Source organism: Bacillus sp. BHET2, assembly GCF_005938125.1.
Classification (GTDB): domain Bacteria; phylum Bacillota; class Bacilli; order Bacillales; family Bacillaceae_B; genus Rossellomorea.
The window spans coordinates 1,536,815-1,555,580 of sequence record NZ_VCQN01000001.1 but is presented as its reverse complement, the minus strand read 5'-3'; the positions used below and the strand labels follow the sequence as shown (position 1 = coordinate 1,555,580).

Sequence of the window (18,766 nt, the reverse complement as noted above, 5' to 3'; positions counted from 1 at the left end):
ATAGGAGTCTACTCATATGAAAATTTTACATCATTGCAAGGTGGTCACGGTTCGGTTTTTCCGGGAGAGGTTCTTTGATCACTCTGCACAATTGGCTTATTATTTATTATTATCGATTTTTCCGTTTTTAATTTTTGTGTTTTCACTGATCAGCTACTTGCCTATTTCAGAAACCAATGTATTACTTTTAATCAAACCCTTTGCTCCGGATAAATCGTACGCCATTATTCAAAACAATATAGAACGCATCCTTTATGACCAAAGGGGAGATGTCTTATCCATTTCGATTTTCTTCACCTTCTGGCTAGCGTCAATGGCGGTTCAATCGATGGTTCGCTCATTAAATCAGGCATATAAAATTGAACGGAAGAAACCATTTTTAATCGCATTGCTGTATGATCTTTTATTGACCGTAGGATTTATGGTCCTTATATCTTTTTCCCTTATTGTTCCACTTGTTGAAGAGTACATTCATCATGCGCGATTCACGGAAGGAAAGATTAATGGAGAATGGAGTCAGGCTTGGGTTATCGGGAAATGGGGGCTGAGTTCGATCTTTATGCTCGTTCTCTTTGTCTTTCTGTATATGGTCGTCCCGAGTAAAAGGATATCGTTTCTTCATGTCCTTCCTGGTGCCCTGGTTGCTACCTTTGGATGGCAGGGTGTATCGTGGTTGTATGGTACATATGTTAAATTAAACGACTACTCTCAATTTTATGGTCAGCTTGGAAGTGTTATTACGTTGGTGGTCTGGTTTTATATATCTTCCACGATCCTATTGATTGGTGGACTGTTAAATGGAAGTATAGCGGAGAAAAAGCTGAAATAAAAATCGCTTGGCGGTTGAGCCAAGCGATTTTTTATTATTATAAACGATTTGGTCCAAATGTAAGTGGCCTTATAAGTGGTTTTCTTCCCTCATCATAACGACCAGTTTCTTCGATATGGCAAGCAAGACAAAGCCAAGGATAATCGCAGTTGTCCCAATGACAGCGAATATTTCTAAATACCCAAGTGTGGCAGTAAGGGAAGCAAGTTGCCCCGCAAGTAAACTAGCTACTCCAATAGCAGCCATCCAAACCCCCATTAGGAGGGAGGCGATTTTCACAGGAGCAACCTTACTGACAAGAGACAATCCAACTGGTGATAGAAATAGTTCTCCTAAAGTATGAAGGAGATAAGTAAAGACAATAAACAATAGATTGGCTTTCACAGTAATATTCTGTTCATCAGAACCCGTCTGCATGACGGCTGGTATAAGAACCATGAAGCCGATACCTAGTAGAATCATCCCTATCCCCATTTTGGTCGTCATGTTTAAATCCCCACCTTTTGATCTGGAAAGGCGTAACCACACACTTGACAGTATTGGTGCGAGGATCACGATAAACAGTGGGTTAACTGATTGAAACCATGCCACGGGTATCGTATATCCAAACACATCTCGGTCGATAAAGTTCTTCGTATACAAAGTGAACGAGCTGCCGGCCTGTTCAAATCCAGCCCAGAAAAACACAACAAAGCAGGCAAGGATGAGAATGGCGGTTGTACGCTGCTTTTCCTTCCTGGTCAAAGGCACATCCCGATCTTCGTTTGCTTCTTCAGCCAATACTCGATTTGGTTTTAGTCCAACGTTTCCGAGATATTTATTATTCAAAGAAGTGAATATAATTTGACCTGTGATCATCCCGATGGAAGAAGCAAGAAATGCCCATTTAAATCCATAATGCATCGTGCCGTCATTCATTGTAGTCAGAAACAGATCCTCTGCAAGGAAGCCTGCAACAAGTGGTGCGAATAATGCACCGAGGTTGATTCCCATATAGAAAATCGTAAATGCTGCATCTTTTCGTTTATCATTTCGGGGATAGAGTTCACCGACGAGAGTCGAAATATTCGGTTTGAAGAATCCATTTCCTAGCACGAGAAGGGCTAACCCTGCATACAGGCCGATTTGGGAATGAGTAAGGAAAATGGTGAAATCTCCGCAAGCCATCGTGATCCCTCCGATGGTAATCGCTTTTCTTAACCCGATGTAGCGATCCGTCAACCATCCCCCAAAAATCGGAGTGAAATAAACACTTCCTGTATATATTCCATAGATGGACAATGCCTTTGCGGGCTCGACGCCAAGACCGCCGCTTACATAAACAGTTGTCAAATAAAGGACGAGTAAGGCTCTCATGCCATAATAACTATACCGTTCCCATAATTCCGTGAAAAATAATAGATACAATCCTTTAGGGTGTTTCTTTCCTTGAGGTAAACTGTCCAAATTTGATGAGTTCACTCTATCACTCCTGTGTTTTTGTGTCATTTTCTTATCTTGTTAATGAGGAGGAAAAGTATGTTTTTTTCCAAATCCTTTCATAGTATTCCCGTTCTTCTCATAGGCATGTACAAAAAGGGGCTGTGGAAAATATGTTTAAAGGGTGCTTATATTGCGGTCATACCTCTTTGGCTGAAAGTGAACTATACGTGAGAGAGGAATATGGAGAAATGGAGTGGATGTACCTCCAAGGTCAAAGGGCTGGTGGAAATGTAAGTTTTTATAGTTGTGATCGATGTGGGTTTTTACATCCCTTCAACAAGGAAAAGCGAAAAAAGTTTGAGGGTCAAGGCGAGAATAAAGAAAAATTCATTCGATGGAATATTCGGTGAACAGAATTTGTAGTCACCTGGTAAATGACGGTATAATACAAGAAGGGAGGGAATGAAATGAATACATATCCAGATTCGTCTAAAACACTTCAATTGATCAAGGAGCTTGTAGAAATACCAAGCCCTTCAGGAAACACGAATACCATCATGAGCTACGTTGAAGAATATCTCTCTGATTTACAGATAGAGATGAAAAGGAATCGAAAAGGTGCCTTAATCATCACATTGCCGGGGGAAGACACAGGGAAACATCGTATGTTAACAGCCCATGTAGATGCGCTTGGTGCAATGGTGAAGGAAATCAAGAGTGATGGTCGCCTACGCTTATCCATGATTGGAGGCTTCAGGTGGAACGCTGTTGAAGGGGAGTATTGTCAGATTGAAACCTCTTCAGGCAAAACATATAGTGGAACCATTCTCATGCACCAAACGAGTGTACATGTTTATAAGAATGCTGGAGAAGCGAAAAGGGATGATACAAACATAGAGGTTCGGATTGATGAAAAAGTTCGTAATGCAAAGGAAGTAAGAGACCTTGGAATTGAGGTAGGGGACTTTGTTTCTTTCGATCCTCGTGCTGAAATTACAGAGAGCGGGTTTATCAAATCACGCCATCTAGATGATAAAGCAAGCGTAGGGATGCTCCTTCAGTTAATCCGTCACATTCAAATGGAGGGCATTACGCTTCCTTATACGACCCATTTCTTAATTTCCAATAATGAAGAAATTGGTTATGGGGGGAATTCGAATATTCCTGAAGAGACGATTGAATATCTCGCTGTCGATATGGGGGCGATCGGTGATGGTCAAACAACTGATGAATACACGGTTTCGATTTGCGCAAAGGATTCCAGTGGACCTTATCATTACGGATTACGTAAACATTTAGTCTCATTGGCAGAAGAGAATGGAATTGACTATAAGGTTGACATTTATCCGTATTATGGATCTGATGCGTCAGCTGCAATTCGAGCAGGATTTGATATCGTTCATGGGCTGATAGGAGCAGGAATAGATGCTTCACATGCATATGAACGGACACATGAATCATCCATTCTTCAAACAGAAACATTACTTTGGCACTATGTCCAATCAAAAATGATAATGGAATGAATGAGTATTCTTCCTTCATCCACTAAGGTGGGTGAAGGATTTTTGTTTTGCAACAAAGGAAAGGGGGTATGGATACATTTGGGTGATAAAAGTTTGTAATGATTTTAGGAGGTATTTCTCTTATCAAAGCGATAATGATAAGATAAAATAAAGACACTAATAAGTTAAATGAGGTAAGAGAATGAATACATACAATCTGTTAGAAAGCATAAAATTAAAAACCATTTACGGTGAACTACCTTCAGAAATAAGCGACATTCATGTGGATTCGAGAAAAGTGAAGAATGGCAGCGTGTTCGTGTGCACAAGAGGGTACACAGTGGATGGACATGATTTTGCTGCCAATGCTGTTGAAAAAGGTGCCACATTAGTCGTGGCAGAAAAGCAACTGGACCTTGATTTAAGCAAAGCGGCAATAGTCGTTGTAAAGGATTCATTCAAGGCCTTGGCCCAACTATCCAATAAATATTACGATTATCCTTCTCAGAAATTATCGGTTATTGGTGTGACAGGTACAAATGGTAAGACAACAGTGAGCAACCTGATTCATTCCATCTTGAAAAAGGACAATCAAAGCTCTGCATTATCAGGTACCATCGGCTTTAACTTAGATGGGGAGTTGCTGCCAAGTGAAAACACTACATGCGATAACCTAACTAATCAGCAGATGCTGCAAACTGCATTAGATCGGGACATTCAGAATTTCACCCTTGAGGTTTCCTCCCATGGACTTGCACTGGGTAGATTATGGGGGATCGACTTTGATATAGTGGCGTTCACTAACCTGAGTCACGACCATTTGGACTATCATGGAACGATGGAGCACTACGGGTATGCTAAAGGGTTATTATTCTCACAATTGGGTCAAGGTCTTCAAAATCCAAAGTATGCGGTTCTTAATGCAGATGAAGAATGGTATCACCGCTATAACAATATGACTGCTCATGAAGTGATTAGCTACGGCCTTGACAAGCATGCTGACTTCAGGGCTGAAAATGTAGAATATTTCAATGATTTAACGAAATTCACATTGAATTCTCCTGAGGGAAACTTTGAGGTTGAAATGAACCTATTAGGAAAATTCAATGTATACAATGTATTGACCGCCATGGCCTGCCTATATGCGAAAGGGATGGAGATTTATCGTCTCGTTGAGATTGTTAAAGAGCTTCCTCCTGTAAACGGACGCATGGAGAAAGTTAAAATGGATGCGCCCCTTTCGGTTTATATTGATTACGCCCATACGCCTGATGCAATCGAGAATGCCATCCAATCTGTCCTGCCGTTTAAGGAGAATAAAATCATTTTCCTTGTGGGCACGGGAGGGAATCGTGATAAGACGAAGCGCCCTACTATGGCAGAAAAAGCGTCGCTCGCAGATTACGTCATTTTAACAACGGATGATCCGAGATATGAAGAATATGATAGCATCCTGAGCGACCTTGCAAAAGGGATGCAGCATGATCAATTTGCATTGATTGGAGATCGAGGAAAAGCAGTTAAGCATGCGGTCGAGATAAGTGAGCCGGGAGATATCATCATCTTTGCCGGGAAGGGTCATGAAGATTATCAAATCATCGAAAATACAAAATATCCTCATAGTGATAAGGATATTGCGAGAGAAGAAAGTAAGTTGAAATATCGTATATCTGAATAACTTTCCCGAGAGAATCCGAGAAAAATCGGATCTCGTAAAAAATAACCACTTTGAAAAACAAAAGGCAATCGGCCGTTAGATAACGGCCGATTGCTTCTTTTTTTAGTCTATAGAATGTTAGATAAAACAATTAAAAAAAGAGAAGGAGGCTATCCTTCTCTTTCGTCATACAGATGATTATATGAACATACCTGCAATAGCAGCACTTAGTAAAGAAGCAAGTGCACCTGCAATTACGGCTCTCAGTCCCATGCGTGCAATATCACTTCTGCGGTCAGGGGCTAGATTCCCCAATCCACCAAGTAAAATCCCAAGTGAAGAGAGATTCGCAAATCCACAAAGGGCGAATGAAATAATGGCAACTGTTTTTTCAGATAAATTACCGATTTCTGGTGCAAATGCTGAATAAGCAACAAATTCATTAATGACAAGTTTCTGCCCGATGAAGTTTCCTGCAGTAACCGCTTCACTCCAAGGCACACCGATAGCGAAAGCCAGAGGAGCAAATACATAACCAAGCACAAGTTGAAGTGAAAGGCTGTCAAATCCAAACCATCCACCGACAAAACCTAGAAGACCATTGATCATCGCAACAAGGGCGATGAATGCAAGGAGCATTGCTCCAATGTTTAAAGCCAATTGCAACCCGACGCTTGCCCCATTTGCTGCGGCATCTATCACGTTTGCAGATTCCGAATCCGCTTCCATTTCAAACGCTTCAGGTTCTGGTGAATCATCTGTTTCTGGAACAAACAACTTAGCCATAACAAGACCGGCCGGAGCAGCCATGAAACTCGCTGCTAATAGGTACTCTAAAGGAACACCCAAAAGAGAATATCCCACTAATACAGATCCAGCAACTGAAGCCAAACCTCCCGTCATGACGGCAAATAGTTCTGACTCAGTCATTTTTGATAGAAAAGGTCGTACGACTAATGGAGCCTCTGTTTGTCCAACAAAAATATTGGCAGCTGCAGATAATGACTCTGCTTTTCTTGTTCCTAACAGCTTCGATAATCCTCCGCCTAAAATCTTGATAAAAAATTGCATGATTTTAAGATAGTAAAGGACTGAAATTAGAGCAGAGAAGAAAATAACGACAGGAAGTACATTAAATGCAAAAATGAAGGCAATGTTAGATTCCTCTGTGTAAAGACCTCCAAATAGGAAGGTGATCCCTTCATTGGAATAGTTGATAATCGCATTAACGACTTCTGTTAATCCTTTAAGAGCGCTCTGCCCCCATGAAGTTTCTAACACGATGAAAGCGAAAAATATCTGTATAGCAAGTCCACCGAGGACTGTTCTGAAATTAACCCGCTTCTTATTCTTTGAAAATGCAAACGCAATTCCCATAACGACAATAATACCCATGATACCCCATAAATATTGCACTTCTTTCACCTCTTCGATAAGTATAATTGAAACTTGATGCTTTCGAGTTTTTATTTTACAATGCTTTCAGACGTCTGACAACCTACAATTACGGATTTTGTCGAATTTTGTACAAGAGTCATCGCTATTAGTATGCGCAAATACAGCGTTTTCATGAAAGGGGATACAAAAATGAAAATAAGAAAAAATTTATTGGATGGATTGGAACAAAAAGTATATATATATGAAAATAAGAAAGAAGAATTCATTTTAATCGCCATTCCTACTATTGAATGGTCCTTTTCACTTACATATGAAGAAGATAATATCCAAATGAAATTATTTGATTCATTAAAAGGAAGGGTATCAGAAGAAGCAGCAAATACTTTAAGTTTAAGGATTGTTCAATGGACATGCGAGATGTAACAGGTTTTTTCCACCTGTTACGTAATGCTCCTTGAAACTACTATTAAATCACTTCAATTGGCATAGAAACGCTTATTGCCATTGGATTAACGTGGAACTGCATTGATTCTTTGTTGCATTGTTACTTTAGAACGAATATGATGAGAAAGTGAGAATGACGAGAAAGGATTTTACGAATGAAAATAGACTTTATACAGGAAGTTCAATCGAGACGGACTTTCGCTATTATTTCCCATCCCGATGCTGGGAAAACAACCTTAACAGAGCAACTACTCCTATTCGGAGGAGCCATTCGTGCAGCTGGAACCGTAAAAGGAAAAAAAACCGGTAAGTTTGCTACATCTGACTGGATGGAAATTGAGAAACAAAGAGGAATCTCCGTTACATCTTCCGTTATGGCATTCGATTATGATGATTATCGAGTGAATATCCTTGATACTCCAGGTCACCAAGACTTTTCTGAAGACACATATAGAACCTTGATGGCAGTTGATAGTGCGGTCATGATCATTGATTCAGCCAAGGGGATCGAAGCCCAAACCTTAAAACTATTCAAAGTATGCCGTATGAGAGGCATTCCAATCTTCACCTTCATCAATAAGCTCGATCGTCAGGGACGTGAGCCATTGGAATTATTAGAGGAGCTTGAAGAAGTATTAGGGATCCAGTCTTACCCGATGAACTGGCCGATCGGAATGGGGAAAGAATTCTTAGGGATTTATGATCGCTTCCATAACCGAATTGAGCAATTCCGCGTAGAAGAGGATGATCGATTCATTTCGTTAAACGATGAAGGCGAAATTGAAGGGGAGCATTCTCTGAAGGACAGTAATCTTTATCATCAAAGCTTGGAAGATGTGCTGCTTCTGAATGAAGCCGGTAATCCGTTTTCACGAGAACGCATAGCAAGCGGAGAACTGTCGCCGGTATTCTTCGGGAGTGCGTTAACTAATTTCGGTGTTCAAACCTTTTTAGAAACATATTTGCAATTTGCACCATCTCCTCAATCACGGAATTCCGACGTAGGTGAGATTGAACCGACAGCTGAGGACTTTTCAGGTTTCGTGTTTAAGATTCAAGCCAATATGAATCCTGCCCACCGTGACCGGATAGCGTTTGTCCGCATTTGTTCCGGTCAATTTGAGAGAGGGATGACAGTTAATCTTTCACGTACCGGCAAGTCCATCAAGCTTGCACAATCAACACAATTTCTTGCAGATGATCGCAGCACGGTAAATGAAGCTGTCAGTGGGGATATTATTGGAGTTTATGACACAGGCACGTATCAGATTGGTGATACACTTGTGCAAGGTAAGAACGGCTTCCAATACGAAAAGCTTCCCCAGTTCACTCCGGAACTTTTCGTTCGTGTTACTGCCAAAAATGTGATGAAGCAGAAGCATTTCCAAAAGGGAATCCTTCAACTGGTTCAAGAGGGTGCCATCCAATATTATAAGACTCTTCGAACAGAAGATATTATTCTGGGTGCAGTTGGCCAGCTTCAGTTTGAGGTATTCGAACACAGAATGAAGAATGAATATAATGTTGATGTGAAGATGGAACCAATTGGTTCTAAAATTGCAAGATGGATTGAAAATGAAGAAGATGTGAAGGATTCCATGTCAAGCTCCCGAAGCATGTTGGTGAAAGACCGTCATGACAATCTGGTCTTCTTGTTTGAAAATGATTTTGCCATGAGATGGTTCAATGATAAAAATCCTGATATCCGATTATTTAGTTTAATGTAAAAGCGTTAGCACCCCTACATATTCGATGTGAGGGTGCTTTTTTATTAGGCTCTTTTCCCAAAGGTTGATGTTTTCTAACATAGGAACTGCCAAGGCTCTGTCTATGAGTGAGTGCGATAGATGGTGAGGGGAACGCCTTCGCTTTCCGGCGGACGAACGGCCAAGCCTCCTCAGCTTCGCTTCCGGGGTCTCGGCACGCCCGTTTTTCCGCAGGAGTCTACGCCGTTCCCCTCACCATCTAAATGAGATATCGTGACAGAGCTTACTAGTGAAAAAAACGAATGAAATAGTATCTTACTATTCAAGGTAACATCGACCACTGCACTCGATGAAAAATGATGTTTTCTAGCCGCGTATGGTAGTAGATTAGTCCTCATACTTAGTAAGTTGATTGTAGCGGAAGGTGCTCGACTCCTGCGGGAAATGCGGGAAAGTTGAGACCCCACAGGGCAAAGCCCGAGGAGGCTCAACTCACGCCCCGCGGAAAGCGAGCACCTGCAGCGGAAATCAACCACCACTCGCTACCGTTAATAGCAACATAGTTTAATAAAAGAGCATTTTATTATGCTAAAGTATTTTCTAATCATCTACCATCTTCATATATATCTGGGCTACAAACAATTATTTAGTGAATTCATCCCATAATAAAGAGTATCACTAGCAATAGTTGTGTTGAAAGTCTTAAAATAGACATATAGGTATAAAATGCTATTTTTGAAAGGAAGCAGAAAGATGGAATGTGCTAATTGTGGAGTAACGATGGAGTACCATGAAAAAGGATACTTTTTTTTATATAACGATCACCATAAAGGTTTCCCATTAAAAAGGGATTTTCATCAATCAGAAAAGGGATTATATTCTTTTACTTATGAAAATATCGATGAGCTTTATGTGGAATTGGTTGAAATAGAAGAGATAATAGCGGATGAGGGGTGGGAGTTTAGCATTAATTGTGACCCTTATCCAGAATCATTCATTCCCTCTGGGAAATTCCTGAATCTGATTAAGTATAGACAGATGGTAGAGATGATTCAGAATGGGGGATTTACTAGCCACCTCCAGCCCATCATTGACCTTAAAGATTTCAGCCTTTTTGGCTATGAATCATTATTGAGGCCGGGCAATGGAAGAGAGAGAATCAATCCAGGGGAATTATTTGAAGTGGCGTCGCTCACAGGATTTCATTCCATGTTGGATCAGAAAGCGAGAAAATCAGCTATCGAATGCAGGGAGAATCAGGTCCAACCTGGTATTAAGAGCTTTATTAATTTCCTTCCCTCGACCATATATAATCCTGAATTTTGTTTGCGGCATACCTTTACCATTGTGAATGAACTCGGAGTGAATCCTTCAGACCTTGTATTTGAAGTGGTAGAAACGGAAAAGATTGAAGATGTGGAACATTTGAGGTCAGTCCTTGAAGTATATAAACGGGAAGGTATGAAAGTGGCCCTTGATGATGTTGGTTCTGGCTTTGCCACAGTTGAAATGTTGACACTTCTCCAACCGGACTATGTGAAAATTGATCGGTCTTTCATCGATCACTGTGATCTTAATCCGGATAACCAGAAATTTTTGCGGAAGGTCATGAAGATTGCGGGAGAATTAGACATCCTTGTTTTGGCTGAAGGAATTGAGCGGAAAGAAGAATTGTTATTTTGCAAAGATATTGGGATTCATTATGCTCAGGGTTACTTCATAGGAAAACCATCTCAAGAAGCAATCGAACCATTCGGAAATTCCCAATTTGTGCAGGGTAACGCCACCTGAACACTAAGAAATACCTATAAAAAATGATATGTATATAAAAAAGCCGGTTGACATATGAAAAGATGATGATAAAATACTAATATAAATTACTTTAGCGCATAAAAGCTTAAAAGCGTTTAAGGGTCGAAGTTGGCTCTTATCGATTAATCGCATAGTTATTGTCCTGAACAACGGAGTAGGGGGAAATGTGACAGCAGTCAGAGACTAGACGTGAGGTGTAAGTCTAGGTCCATTTATTTCTGAATTACATTGTTCACAAGGCCTTGAGCATCGAGGCTTTAATATGGGACGCCTTTATGAAGTGGGGATAAACTATTTGTCGTCATAGATCGTCTGATCTTCTATATGACATGAATTCGTTTATTCCAATTAGGGTGGTAACGCGGAGAACTCTTCGTCCCTATCTGGGATGGTGGGTTCTTTTTGCTATTCACTCCCATTCCAACACACCAGTCAATCAAGAAAAGGAAGTGTCACGATGTTAAATATCAAAAATGTACATCAGCCTACTGTTTTAGAAGCAGCCCTCGTGCTATTGGCAGTACTGGGAATCATCAGTATCAGTATTATCGGAGTCGGGGCAGTCCCACATATTCCAATCATTCTATCCCTCTTCATGCTAATGTTCTATGGACTGTTGCGTAAAGTACGATTCAAGGAAATTGAACAAGGAATGATTGCTGGGGCACAAGGAGGTCTTGGTGCGGTTTTACTCTTCTTCTTCATTGGACTTCTTGTAAGTAGCTGGTTAATTAGTGGAACCATCCCTACGTTAATGTTTTATGGATTTGAATTTGTAACCCCTCATTACTTTTATGCCATTGCATTCCTGCTAACGTCTTTAAGTGGAGTAGTGATTGGCAGTTCGCTTACAACCGCAGCGACCATAGGGGTTGCATTGATTGGAATTGGTGAGGCAATGGGATTATCGATGGGCATCACGGCAGGGGCAATCGTTTCAGGAGCCTTTTTTGGAGATAAGATGTCTCCGTTATCCGATACAACCAATCTTGCTTCATCCATTGTGAAGGTGGATTTGTTTACACACATTCGTAATATGGCGTGGACGACTGTTCCGGCATTTGTCATTTCTTTGGCTGTATTCGGCTACTTGTCCCCTGGTACAAGTAATATCGATTTAGTTCAGCTCGATGCTTTACAGAACGGATTAACGCAATCAGGTCTTATTCACTGGTATAGTATGATCCCTGTCTTATTGCTTATTGTGTTAATTGTATTTAAAACACCTGCTCTGCTCACTTTATCGATCACCATAGCCGTTTCCGTTTTATTATCATTCTTCCATGGAACCTTACAAGCGAGTCAACTCTTTCAGGTTCTGTTTTCTGGATATACATCTGAAACTGGTGTTGAATCCATCGACTCCCTTTTAACAAGAGGGGGAGTGAACAGCATGATGTTCACCGTTTCCCTTGTGATCCTTTCCTTAAGTCTAGGAGGGTTGTTATTTAAACTAGGTATTATTCCCGCTTTACTAAATAAAGTTTCTACAATCATTCATTCAGGAAGAAGAACCATTCTTTCTACTGCATTGACAGCAATTGGAATTAATCTTGTAGTAGGTGAGCAGTATTTATCGATCTTGTTGACGGGAGAAGCTTTTCAATCACAATATAAGAAATTGGGGCTCCACCCGAAATCATTATCCCGTACATTAGAGGATGCAGGTACTGTAGTGAATCCTTTAGTGCCATGGAGTGTGTGTGGAATCTTTCTAACAGATGTGTTGGGAGTTCCCACCCTTGAATATTTACCATTTGCCGTTTTCTGCCTTATTTCCCCTGTTATGACAATCCTATATGGATTTACAGGATGGACGATTGAAAAAGAACAAAATGAGACCAATCCGGTCGTAAGTAATTAAATAATTGAGGAATTACAGAAGGACTGTCCTTTTGAATCATCCTTTCTCCCTAGGGAAAGTGATTCAATTAAAGGACAGTCCTTCTTCTTTGCATTTCAGAATATGTGGGGAAATTCTGACAATAATAAAATCTTCCTATTGAAATCATTAGAAAATGAAATAGGGGTAAAACCAATAACATGATGGAGCTCTTTAAGATTAATATGTCATGTTGGACCATAAAGGTCTCGACGCTCAAGAGAAAGACGATTGTCAATAAAGTATACGTCCAATTCCTGTTACGAAAAAAAATTACAAGCGTATAAAGGTAAGTAGTAAACCAAATATACAAAGCATTCCCTGCTATCAAATCCCTTGTAGGGTTAGCAAAGTGTTCCACCGGAATTACATATATCTCCAAAATCGAAGAAAGGATCCAAGCGAAGGAAAGGGATATGGTGGATAGTGCAAAGAACAAGGTGATAAGTTGAACATAATGATTTGTTTGTCCCAAAAAAAGTTTCCACCATGTCTTGGCCATGATGACGGAAATGACGAGGGAAAAAGTCGTATAATACGATTCCCACCAATGATGCTCGTATAAATTAGAGTAAATAAACCAGGTTTCTATGAAAAAAAATAATCCAATAATGAGGAGGATCCTGCTTAGTTTCAAACGATACACCACAATATACGTAATCGCGATTGGAACAGAAAATGCTTGAGAACTAATCGATCCTAATACACTGTCATTGTAATCATTCGATAAAATGTGGGGATAATACGAATAGCTATTATATAAAACAAAAATGATATATTCGAATACATATGCCAAGCCGGAAATGAAAAGCCAAAACAATATGATATGAGCAGAAATATGACGGTTTTTCATGACTATGAAGATTAATAAAAAGATGCTGATAAGACTGAGGGAAACAAATGGAATCCAGTTTGCCATTATGATGCTCCTTACATTGCATTATAGAAAATAGTGTGTACAAAATAAGTGGAATTATTTATTTTATAAACAAACTAATAGCTTGAGACGCTTTAATATTGAAGGATCTTCCTGAAGAGACTATAGTTAACAGTAACTGCTTCCAAAGCGTGTGAACGATATAGATAAAGAAAGGGGAGGCATTTAATTGAAGATAAGTGATTTTTCCATAAGGCGTCCTGTGTTCACCATTGTAACCATGCTTCTCATTCTTATTCTCGGTGGAGTTTCCCTCCTGAGAATACCATTAAAACTAATTCCAGACCTGAATCCGCCAGTAGGGGTCGTCGTGACCAATTATCCTGGTGCCGGTCCTCAGGAAGTGGTGGAGAAAGTCACCAAGCCATTGGAAGAGAGCTTATCCACTCTTCCGGGAATGAAAAACATTCAGTCCACTTCCAGGGAAGGTTCGAACTTTATTCTCCTCGAGTTTTCATGGTCTACCTCCATCGATGACATCGAAAATGATGTCCTGCAACGGTTGGACCAGACCCCACTCCCGGACGGTGTGGAAAATCCACGATTCCTTAAATTTGATCCCGCACAGTTTCCTATCATTCAATTCTCATTAAGGGAAGAGGGGAAAGAGTCTAATTTAAAAACACTTTCCGAGAGTTTGAAACTGGAACTAACCAGGGTTGAAGGCGTAGCCAATGTGAACGTTTCAGGCTCATTGAAGGATGAAGTGGTTATTGAATTAAATCAGCAGAAGCTGAAAGATAACAGACTAAGCCAAAAGGATATCATTCAAGCGATTCGAGCTAATAATGTGACTGCGCCTGGAGATACAATTGAAACCGATGGACAAACCTTGACCACTCGCGTTTTGAGCAAACTGCAGTCGGTGGATGAGTTAAAGGCGTTAGTTCTTAATGTCAATCCAGAAACCGGTAAGAAAATGACGCTATCAGAAGTAGCAACTGTCGAGAAGAGACAGCAGGATACAAATACGATTACCCGTGCAAATCAAGAGCCTGCCATACTTTTTAGTGTTCTGCAGCAATCGGACGCCAATACAGCATCTGTATCAAAAGCATTTCAAAATGAGCTTAACCGCCTACTTAAACAAGATCAATACAAATCAATCAAAGCCGACATTCTCTTCGACCAGGGTGACTATATCACTCAAGCGATTGGCAATATAGCTAATTCACTATTGATCGGTGGGGCGTTTGCCATGCTCGTACTCTTTTTATTCCTAAAGAATGTTAAGAGTCCTTTAATCATTGGTGTAGCGATTCCATACTCTGTTATCGTTACATTTGTCTTAATGTTCTTTGCTGATTTTGCGTTGAATATTATGACGCTTGGAGCTTTGGCTCTTGGAATTGGAATGCTTGTGGATAATGCTATCGTCGTGATAGAAAATATATATCGCCATCTTTCACTTGGGAAAAACCCGAGGGAAGCGGCTCTTATCGGTGCCAAAGAAGTAGGGGGAGCCATCACTGCATCTACCTTAACCACAGTTGCAGTATTTTTACCCATTGTTTTTATATCAGGACTACTAGGAGAGATATTTACTGAATTTGCCTTAACGATTTCGTTTAGTTTATTAGCCTCTCTTGTTGTAGCATTGACGGTTATTCCGATGCTTGCGAGTAGGTTATTGAAGAAGCCTAAAGGGAATATAGAAGCGAAGCGAAGGCGTTCTAAAAGCCGAAACACGTTCTCCCGTTCTGTCAAATGGGCTCTTCGTCATCGGTTCATCGTCTTATTTATCACTGCTCTTACGTTAGTTGCAGGTGGGCTTGGACTCACGACAGTTGGGACACAGTTTTTACCACCTACTGATGAAGGTTTCTTCAATATGAGAGTCGAATTAGAAAATGGGGCCTCTGTTGATGAAACAAACCATGTTGTAAATGAAATTGAAGAAAGATTAGAAAAGGAAAAAGAAGTGGATGTTTTTGTAAGCTTGGTTGGTTCAACTCAGGAAGAATCCTTTAGAGGAAGTTCAAAAGGGAATATTGCAGAAGTTTATGTCAAAATGAAACCTTTAAAAGATAGGGAAAGATCGATATTCAGCTTTGCTGATGAAGTGAAACCGGAAATTGAAAAAGCCGCTCAAAAAGTAAATAAGTCAGCTGATGTTTCCTTTAATCTTCAGTCAACATCAGGTTCCAGTCCTCAAACTCTTACGTTTAACCTGAGGGACACGGATCCGAATCGATTGGAAAAATCGGTCGATTCGTTATTTGCTTCTTTGAAAGACATGGATGATGTGTCTGAAGTAACGACCGATCAGATGGAGACGGTGAAAGAAGTGCAAATGAAGGTAAACCGAGAGAAAGCACTTGAACAAGGGCTGGTTCCAGCTCAGATAGGTACGCTCGTCCAAGATGTTACTCGAGGTGTATTGGCTACTCAAATGGTTACGGAGTCTTCTGATGTTATCAACGTTCTTGTTCAATATGATCGAAATATTACTGAAAATCTTGATTCATTGAAGAAGCTCCTCATTCCAAATGGACAAGGAAAATACATTCAATTGAATTCAGTAGTGGATTTCGCAATCGAAGATGGTCCCGTCAGTATCCAGCGGATTGATCAGCAACATGCAGTTCAATTCACCCTGCAATATTCGTCAGAGACCAATCTGGGAGCAATCTCAAAAGCCGTTGATGAAAGAATCGAATCATTGGACCTCCCGAATGAGACCCTGGTTTCATTTAGTGGGGACAGAGAGCTCCTCGAAGATTCAATTGACGATATGGCCCTTGCGCTCGGTCTTGCCATTGTCCTTGTATATATGGTCATGGCGGCTCAATTCGAGTCATTTAAATATCCATTTGTTATCATGTTTACGGTCCCACTCATGGTTATCGGAGTAGCGATCGCGTTAGCAGTTACTCAAACCCCTATCAGCATTTCCGCAATTATTGGAGTAATTGTACTGGCAGGGATCGTAGTCAACAACGCCATCGTTATTGTGGATTACATTAATCAGCGTAAGCAGGCTGGCATCAGCAGTTTTGATAGCATAGTCGAAGCAGTGCAAGACCGAGCAAGGCCGATATTTATGACTGCCTTAACAACGATACTTGGCTTGTTGCCTCTGGCCCTTGGGCTTGGGGAAGGTACTGAAATTAATCAACCTATGGGAATCGCAGTAATTGGCGGGTTGATCAGTAGTACACTGTTGACCATTTATGTGATTCCTATTGTGTACAGCTTCTTTGATAAAGAAACAAGAAGAATGAAGAGAAATAGATCTGCATTTAAAGAGTAATTGATTACAGCCAGAGTTAACCTGAAAAAGCTGAGTAGTGACCATTTGAACGGGTCCCTTAGGTTGAAGGTTAACTCTTATTTTGTAACAGCACTTGTGTGCAAATCCAATACTTTTTAGCAGGGAGAGAATGAATGTGGAAAAAAGAACATATTTTATTACTGGTTTCCCAGGTTTCTTAAGTTTTAATGTTGTTGAAGAACTATTGAGGCAAGGCAGGGCATCGAAAGTATACTTGCTACATTTAACCTCCATGACAGAGCAGGCCAAAGAATGGGTAAGGAAGCTGAATGACATGTCAGAGACTAAACTACTATTGGTTGAGGGGGATATCACGCAACCAAATCTCGGTATGACCCAAGAGCGTATCGTTGAATTGCGTGATGCAATCGATTATGTCTGGCATTTGGCCGCCATTTATGATTTAGCGGTTCCAGAAGAACTTGCACAAAAGGTAAATGTGGAAGGGACACGTCAGGTCAATGCATTCTGTGAAACCCTCGGACAATTAAAGCGATACGTGTATTTTTCCACTGCATTCATATCAGGGGCACGAAAAGGGAAACTCTTGGAGGATGAACTCATCTCTCCTCGAAGCTTTCATAATTTTTATGAACAGACAAAATATGAAGCCGAGGTTCTGGTAGACGGATCAAAAGATAAACTCCCAATAACAATCATCCGTCCTGGCATTGTAAAAGGAAATTCAAAAACCGGTGAAACAGTGAAGTTTGATGGACCATACTTCATAATGAATATGTTTAAGAGATTATCATTCCTGCCTTGGGTTCCATTTCTTGGAGAGGGGAAGGCTCATATCAATATAGTTCCGGTTGAATACGTAGTGAGAGCTTCCATCCATCTCGGCCATGAAGAAGTTGGAACCGGGAAGACTTATCACCTTACAGATCCAGATCCATTAACGGTAAGGGAGGTGTATGAACAGATCTATTGGCATATGTTCAAGAAGAAGCCTAAGGGTAATATTCCTCTCGCCATTTCTTATTGGGCGCTTGGTTTACGATCTGTCCGCCGTTATTTAAAAGTGGAACGGGAAGCTCTGGACTATTTTTTAATGGAGGGATCATTCGATTGTGAACATGCTCAACGTGATTTACAAGGATCCGGCATTTACTGCCCGCCCCTTTCAACTCAAATCGAAAAAATGGTTTCCTTTTACCTCGAACACTTCTCAAATGATGGATTGCATGTGAAAATTTATTAAGGTTCGAAAATGGGGAAAGGTTTCAAAAATGTAAAATCGTAATATTTGGGAGAGATATGGTAAAAATAAAGAGAGAAGCATCAATAGGAGGAATCTCGAGATGTCATTGTCCCTTAATCTATACAAAAACCAATACACAAATAATTATTTGCATCTATGTACTTTTATGGTCCCGTGTAGAAGGTCGACCTTACCTAAGGGGTGCACATGAAATCTTCTATATCAAAGTTAGAAGGAATATTATGGAGCATTGCTCTTCCAGGTTTTCCTCAATTATTGGTTGGTTTGTGGTTTAAGGGAGCACTGTTTGTACTTCTTGAGATTATTATTAATGTCCAGAGCAATTTCAACCTTGGCATCATGTACAGCTTTTTAGGGGAAACCCGTAAAGCAGCTTCCGTAATTGATTACCAATGGCTGATGTTCTACCCCTGTCTATATATGTTTGCTATGTGGGATGCATATAAGGTTGCTGGGACAAAAGAAGAAAGATATAGTTTTTTGCCTTTCGTCATGACCGCCTACACCGTGACTGTGGGTTTGATGTATTCTCCTAAGGTTTATATTTTCGGGAAATTTTTTGGCCCAATTTTTTTACCTATTTTATTTGTCATTCCAGGAGTGCTGATTGGGCTGCTTTTCCGGTCAATCATGATCCGTTATAAATAAATATTAATTCTTTACGAAAAAAACTTTTTG

13 protein-coding genes are annotated in these 18,766 nt (G+C 40.4%); 10 read left to right on the top strand and 3 right to left on the bottom strand.

What is annotated here, in order from left to right:
* Positions 1-16 precede the first annotated feature (16 nt).
* Positions 17-829 (top strand): YihY/virulence factor BrkB family protein, encoded by an 813-nt coding sequence (locus tag FGG79_RS07905; RefSeq protein WP_138777163.1) that lies wholly within the window; start codon positions 17-19, stop codon positions 827-829.
* Between the two features lie 69 nt (positions 830-898).
* Here FGG79_RS07905 and FGG79_RS07900 read toward each other — a convergent pair whose 3' ends face one another.
* On the bottom strand, positions 899-2,290 hold the full coding sequence (locus tag FGG79_RS07900) for a peptide MFS transporter (protein ID WP_240794217.1): 1,392 nt from the start codon (positions 2,288-2,290) through the stop codon (positions 899-901).
* Positions 2,291-2,718: 428 nt separating this feature from the next.
* Here FGG79_RS07900 and FGG79_RS07895 point away from each other — a divergent pair, with 428 nt between their 5' ends.
* Positions 2,719-3,774: a M42 family metallopeptidase gene (locus tag FGG79_RS07895; protein WP_138777161.1), complete on the top strand. Its 1,056-nt coding sequence runs from the start codon at positions 2,719-2,721 to the stop codon at positions 3,772-3,774.
* Positions 3,775-3,955: 181 nt separating this feature from the next.
* The gene (locus FGG79_RS07890) at positions 3,956-5,431 is read left to right on the top strand and encodes a UDP-N-acetylmuramoyl-L-alanyl-D-glutamate--2,6-diaminopimelate ligase (RefSeq protein WP_138777160.1); all 1,476 of its coding nucleotides are present in this window, start codon (positions 3,956-3,958) and stop codon (positions 5,429-5,431) included.
* Between the two features lie 177 nt (positions 5,432-5,608).
* Here FGG79_RS07890 and FGG79_RS07885 read toward each other — a convergent pair whose 3' ends face one another.
* Positions 5,609-6,826 (bottom strand): NupC/NupG family nucleoside CNT transporter, encoded by a 1,218-nt coding sequence (locus FGG79_RS07885; protein ID WP_138777159.1) that lies wholly within the window; start codon positions 6,824-6,826, stop codon positions 5,609-5,611.
* Between the two features lie 171 nt (positions 6,827-6,997).
* Between FGG79_RS07885 and FGG79_RS07880 the strand changes: the two genes are divergently transcribed.
* The 4 genes from FGG79_RS07880 (at position 6,998) to nhaC (ending at position 12,634) form a co-directional block, all read left to right on the top strand.
* Positions 6,998-7,231, top strand: coding sequence for a YueH family protein (locus FGG79_RS07880; protein WP_138777158.1), 234 nt, complete (start codon positions 6,998-7,000; stop codon positions 7,229-7,231).
* Positions 7,232-7,407: 176 nt separating this feature from the next.
* Positions 7,408-8,979 (top strand): peptide chain release factor 3, encoded by a 1,572-nt coding sequence (locus FGG79_RS07875; RefSeq protein WP_138777157.1) that lies wholly within the window; start codon positions 7,408-7,410, stop codon positions 8,977-8,979.
* Positions 8,980-9,711: 732 nt separating this feature from the next.
* The gene (locus FGG79_RS07870; RefSeq protein WP_171050834.1) at positions 9,712-10,749 is read left to right on the top strand and encodes an EAL domain-containing protein; all 1,038 of its coding nucleotides are present in this window, start codon (positions 9,712-9,714) and stop codon (positions 10,747-10,749) included.
* Positions 10,750-11,227: 478 nt separating this feature from the next.
* The gene (nhaC, locus tag FGG79_RS07865) at positions 11,228-12,634 is read left to right on the top strand and encodes a Na+/H+ antiporter NhaC (protein ID WP_138777156.1); all 1,407 of its coding nucleotides are present in this window, start codon (positions 11,228-11,230) and stop codon (positions 12,632-12,634) included.
* A gap of 67 nt (positions 12,635-12,701) precedes the next feature.
* Here nhaC and FGG79_RS07860 read toward each other — a convergent pair whose 3' ends face one another.
* Entirely contained in the window at positions 12,702-13,571 is an 870-nt protein-coding gene (locus tag FGG79_RS07860) for a hypothetical protein (RefSeq protein ID WP_138777155.1), read from the bottom strand.
* Positions 13,572-13,758: 187 nt separating this feature from the next.
* Here FGG79_RS07860 and FGG79_RS07855 point away from each other — a divergent pair, with 187 nt between their 5' ends.
* The 3 genes from FGG79_RS07855 to FGG79_RS07845 all read left to right on the top strand — a co-directional run bounded on the left by FGG79_RS07855 (position 13,759) and on the right by FGG79_RS07845 (position 18,736).
* Positions 13,759-16,842, top strand: coding sequence for an efflux RND transporter permease subunit (locus FGG79_RS07855; RefSeq protein ID WP_138777154.1), 3,084 nt, complete (start codon positions 13,759-13,761; stop codon positions 16,840-16,842).
* Between the two features lie 130 nt (positions 16,843-16,972).
* Positions 16,973-18,067 carry an SDR family oxidoreductase gene (locus tag FGG79_RS07850; RefSeq protein ID WP_138777153.1) on the top strand — a complete coding sequence of 365 codons (1,095 nt, stop codon included), beginning with the start codon at positions 16,973-16,975 and terminating at the stop codon, positions 18,065-18,067.
* Positions 18,068-18,274: 207 nt separating this feature from the next.
* Complete coding sequence (locus FGG79_RS07845) at positions 18,275-18,736, top strand: hypothetical protein (RefSeq protein WP_138777152.1); 462 nt, start codon at positions 18,275-18,277, stop codon at positions 18,734-18,736.
* Positions 18,737-18,766: the final 30 nt, after the last annotated feature.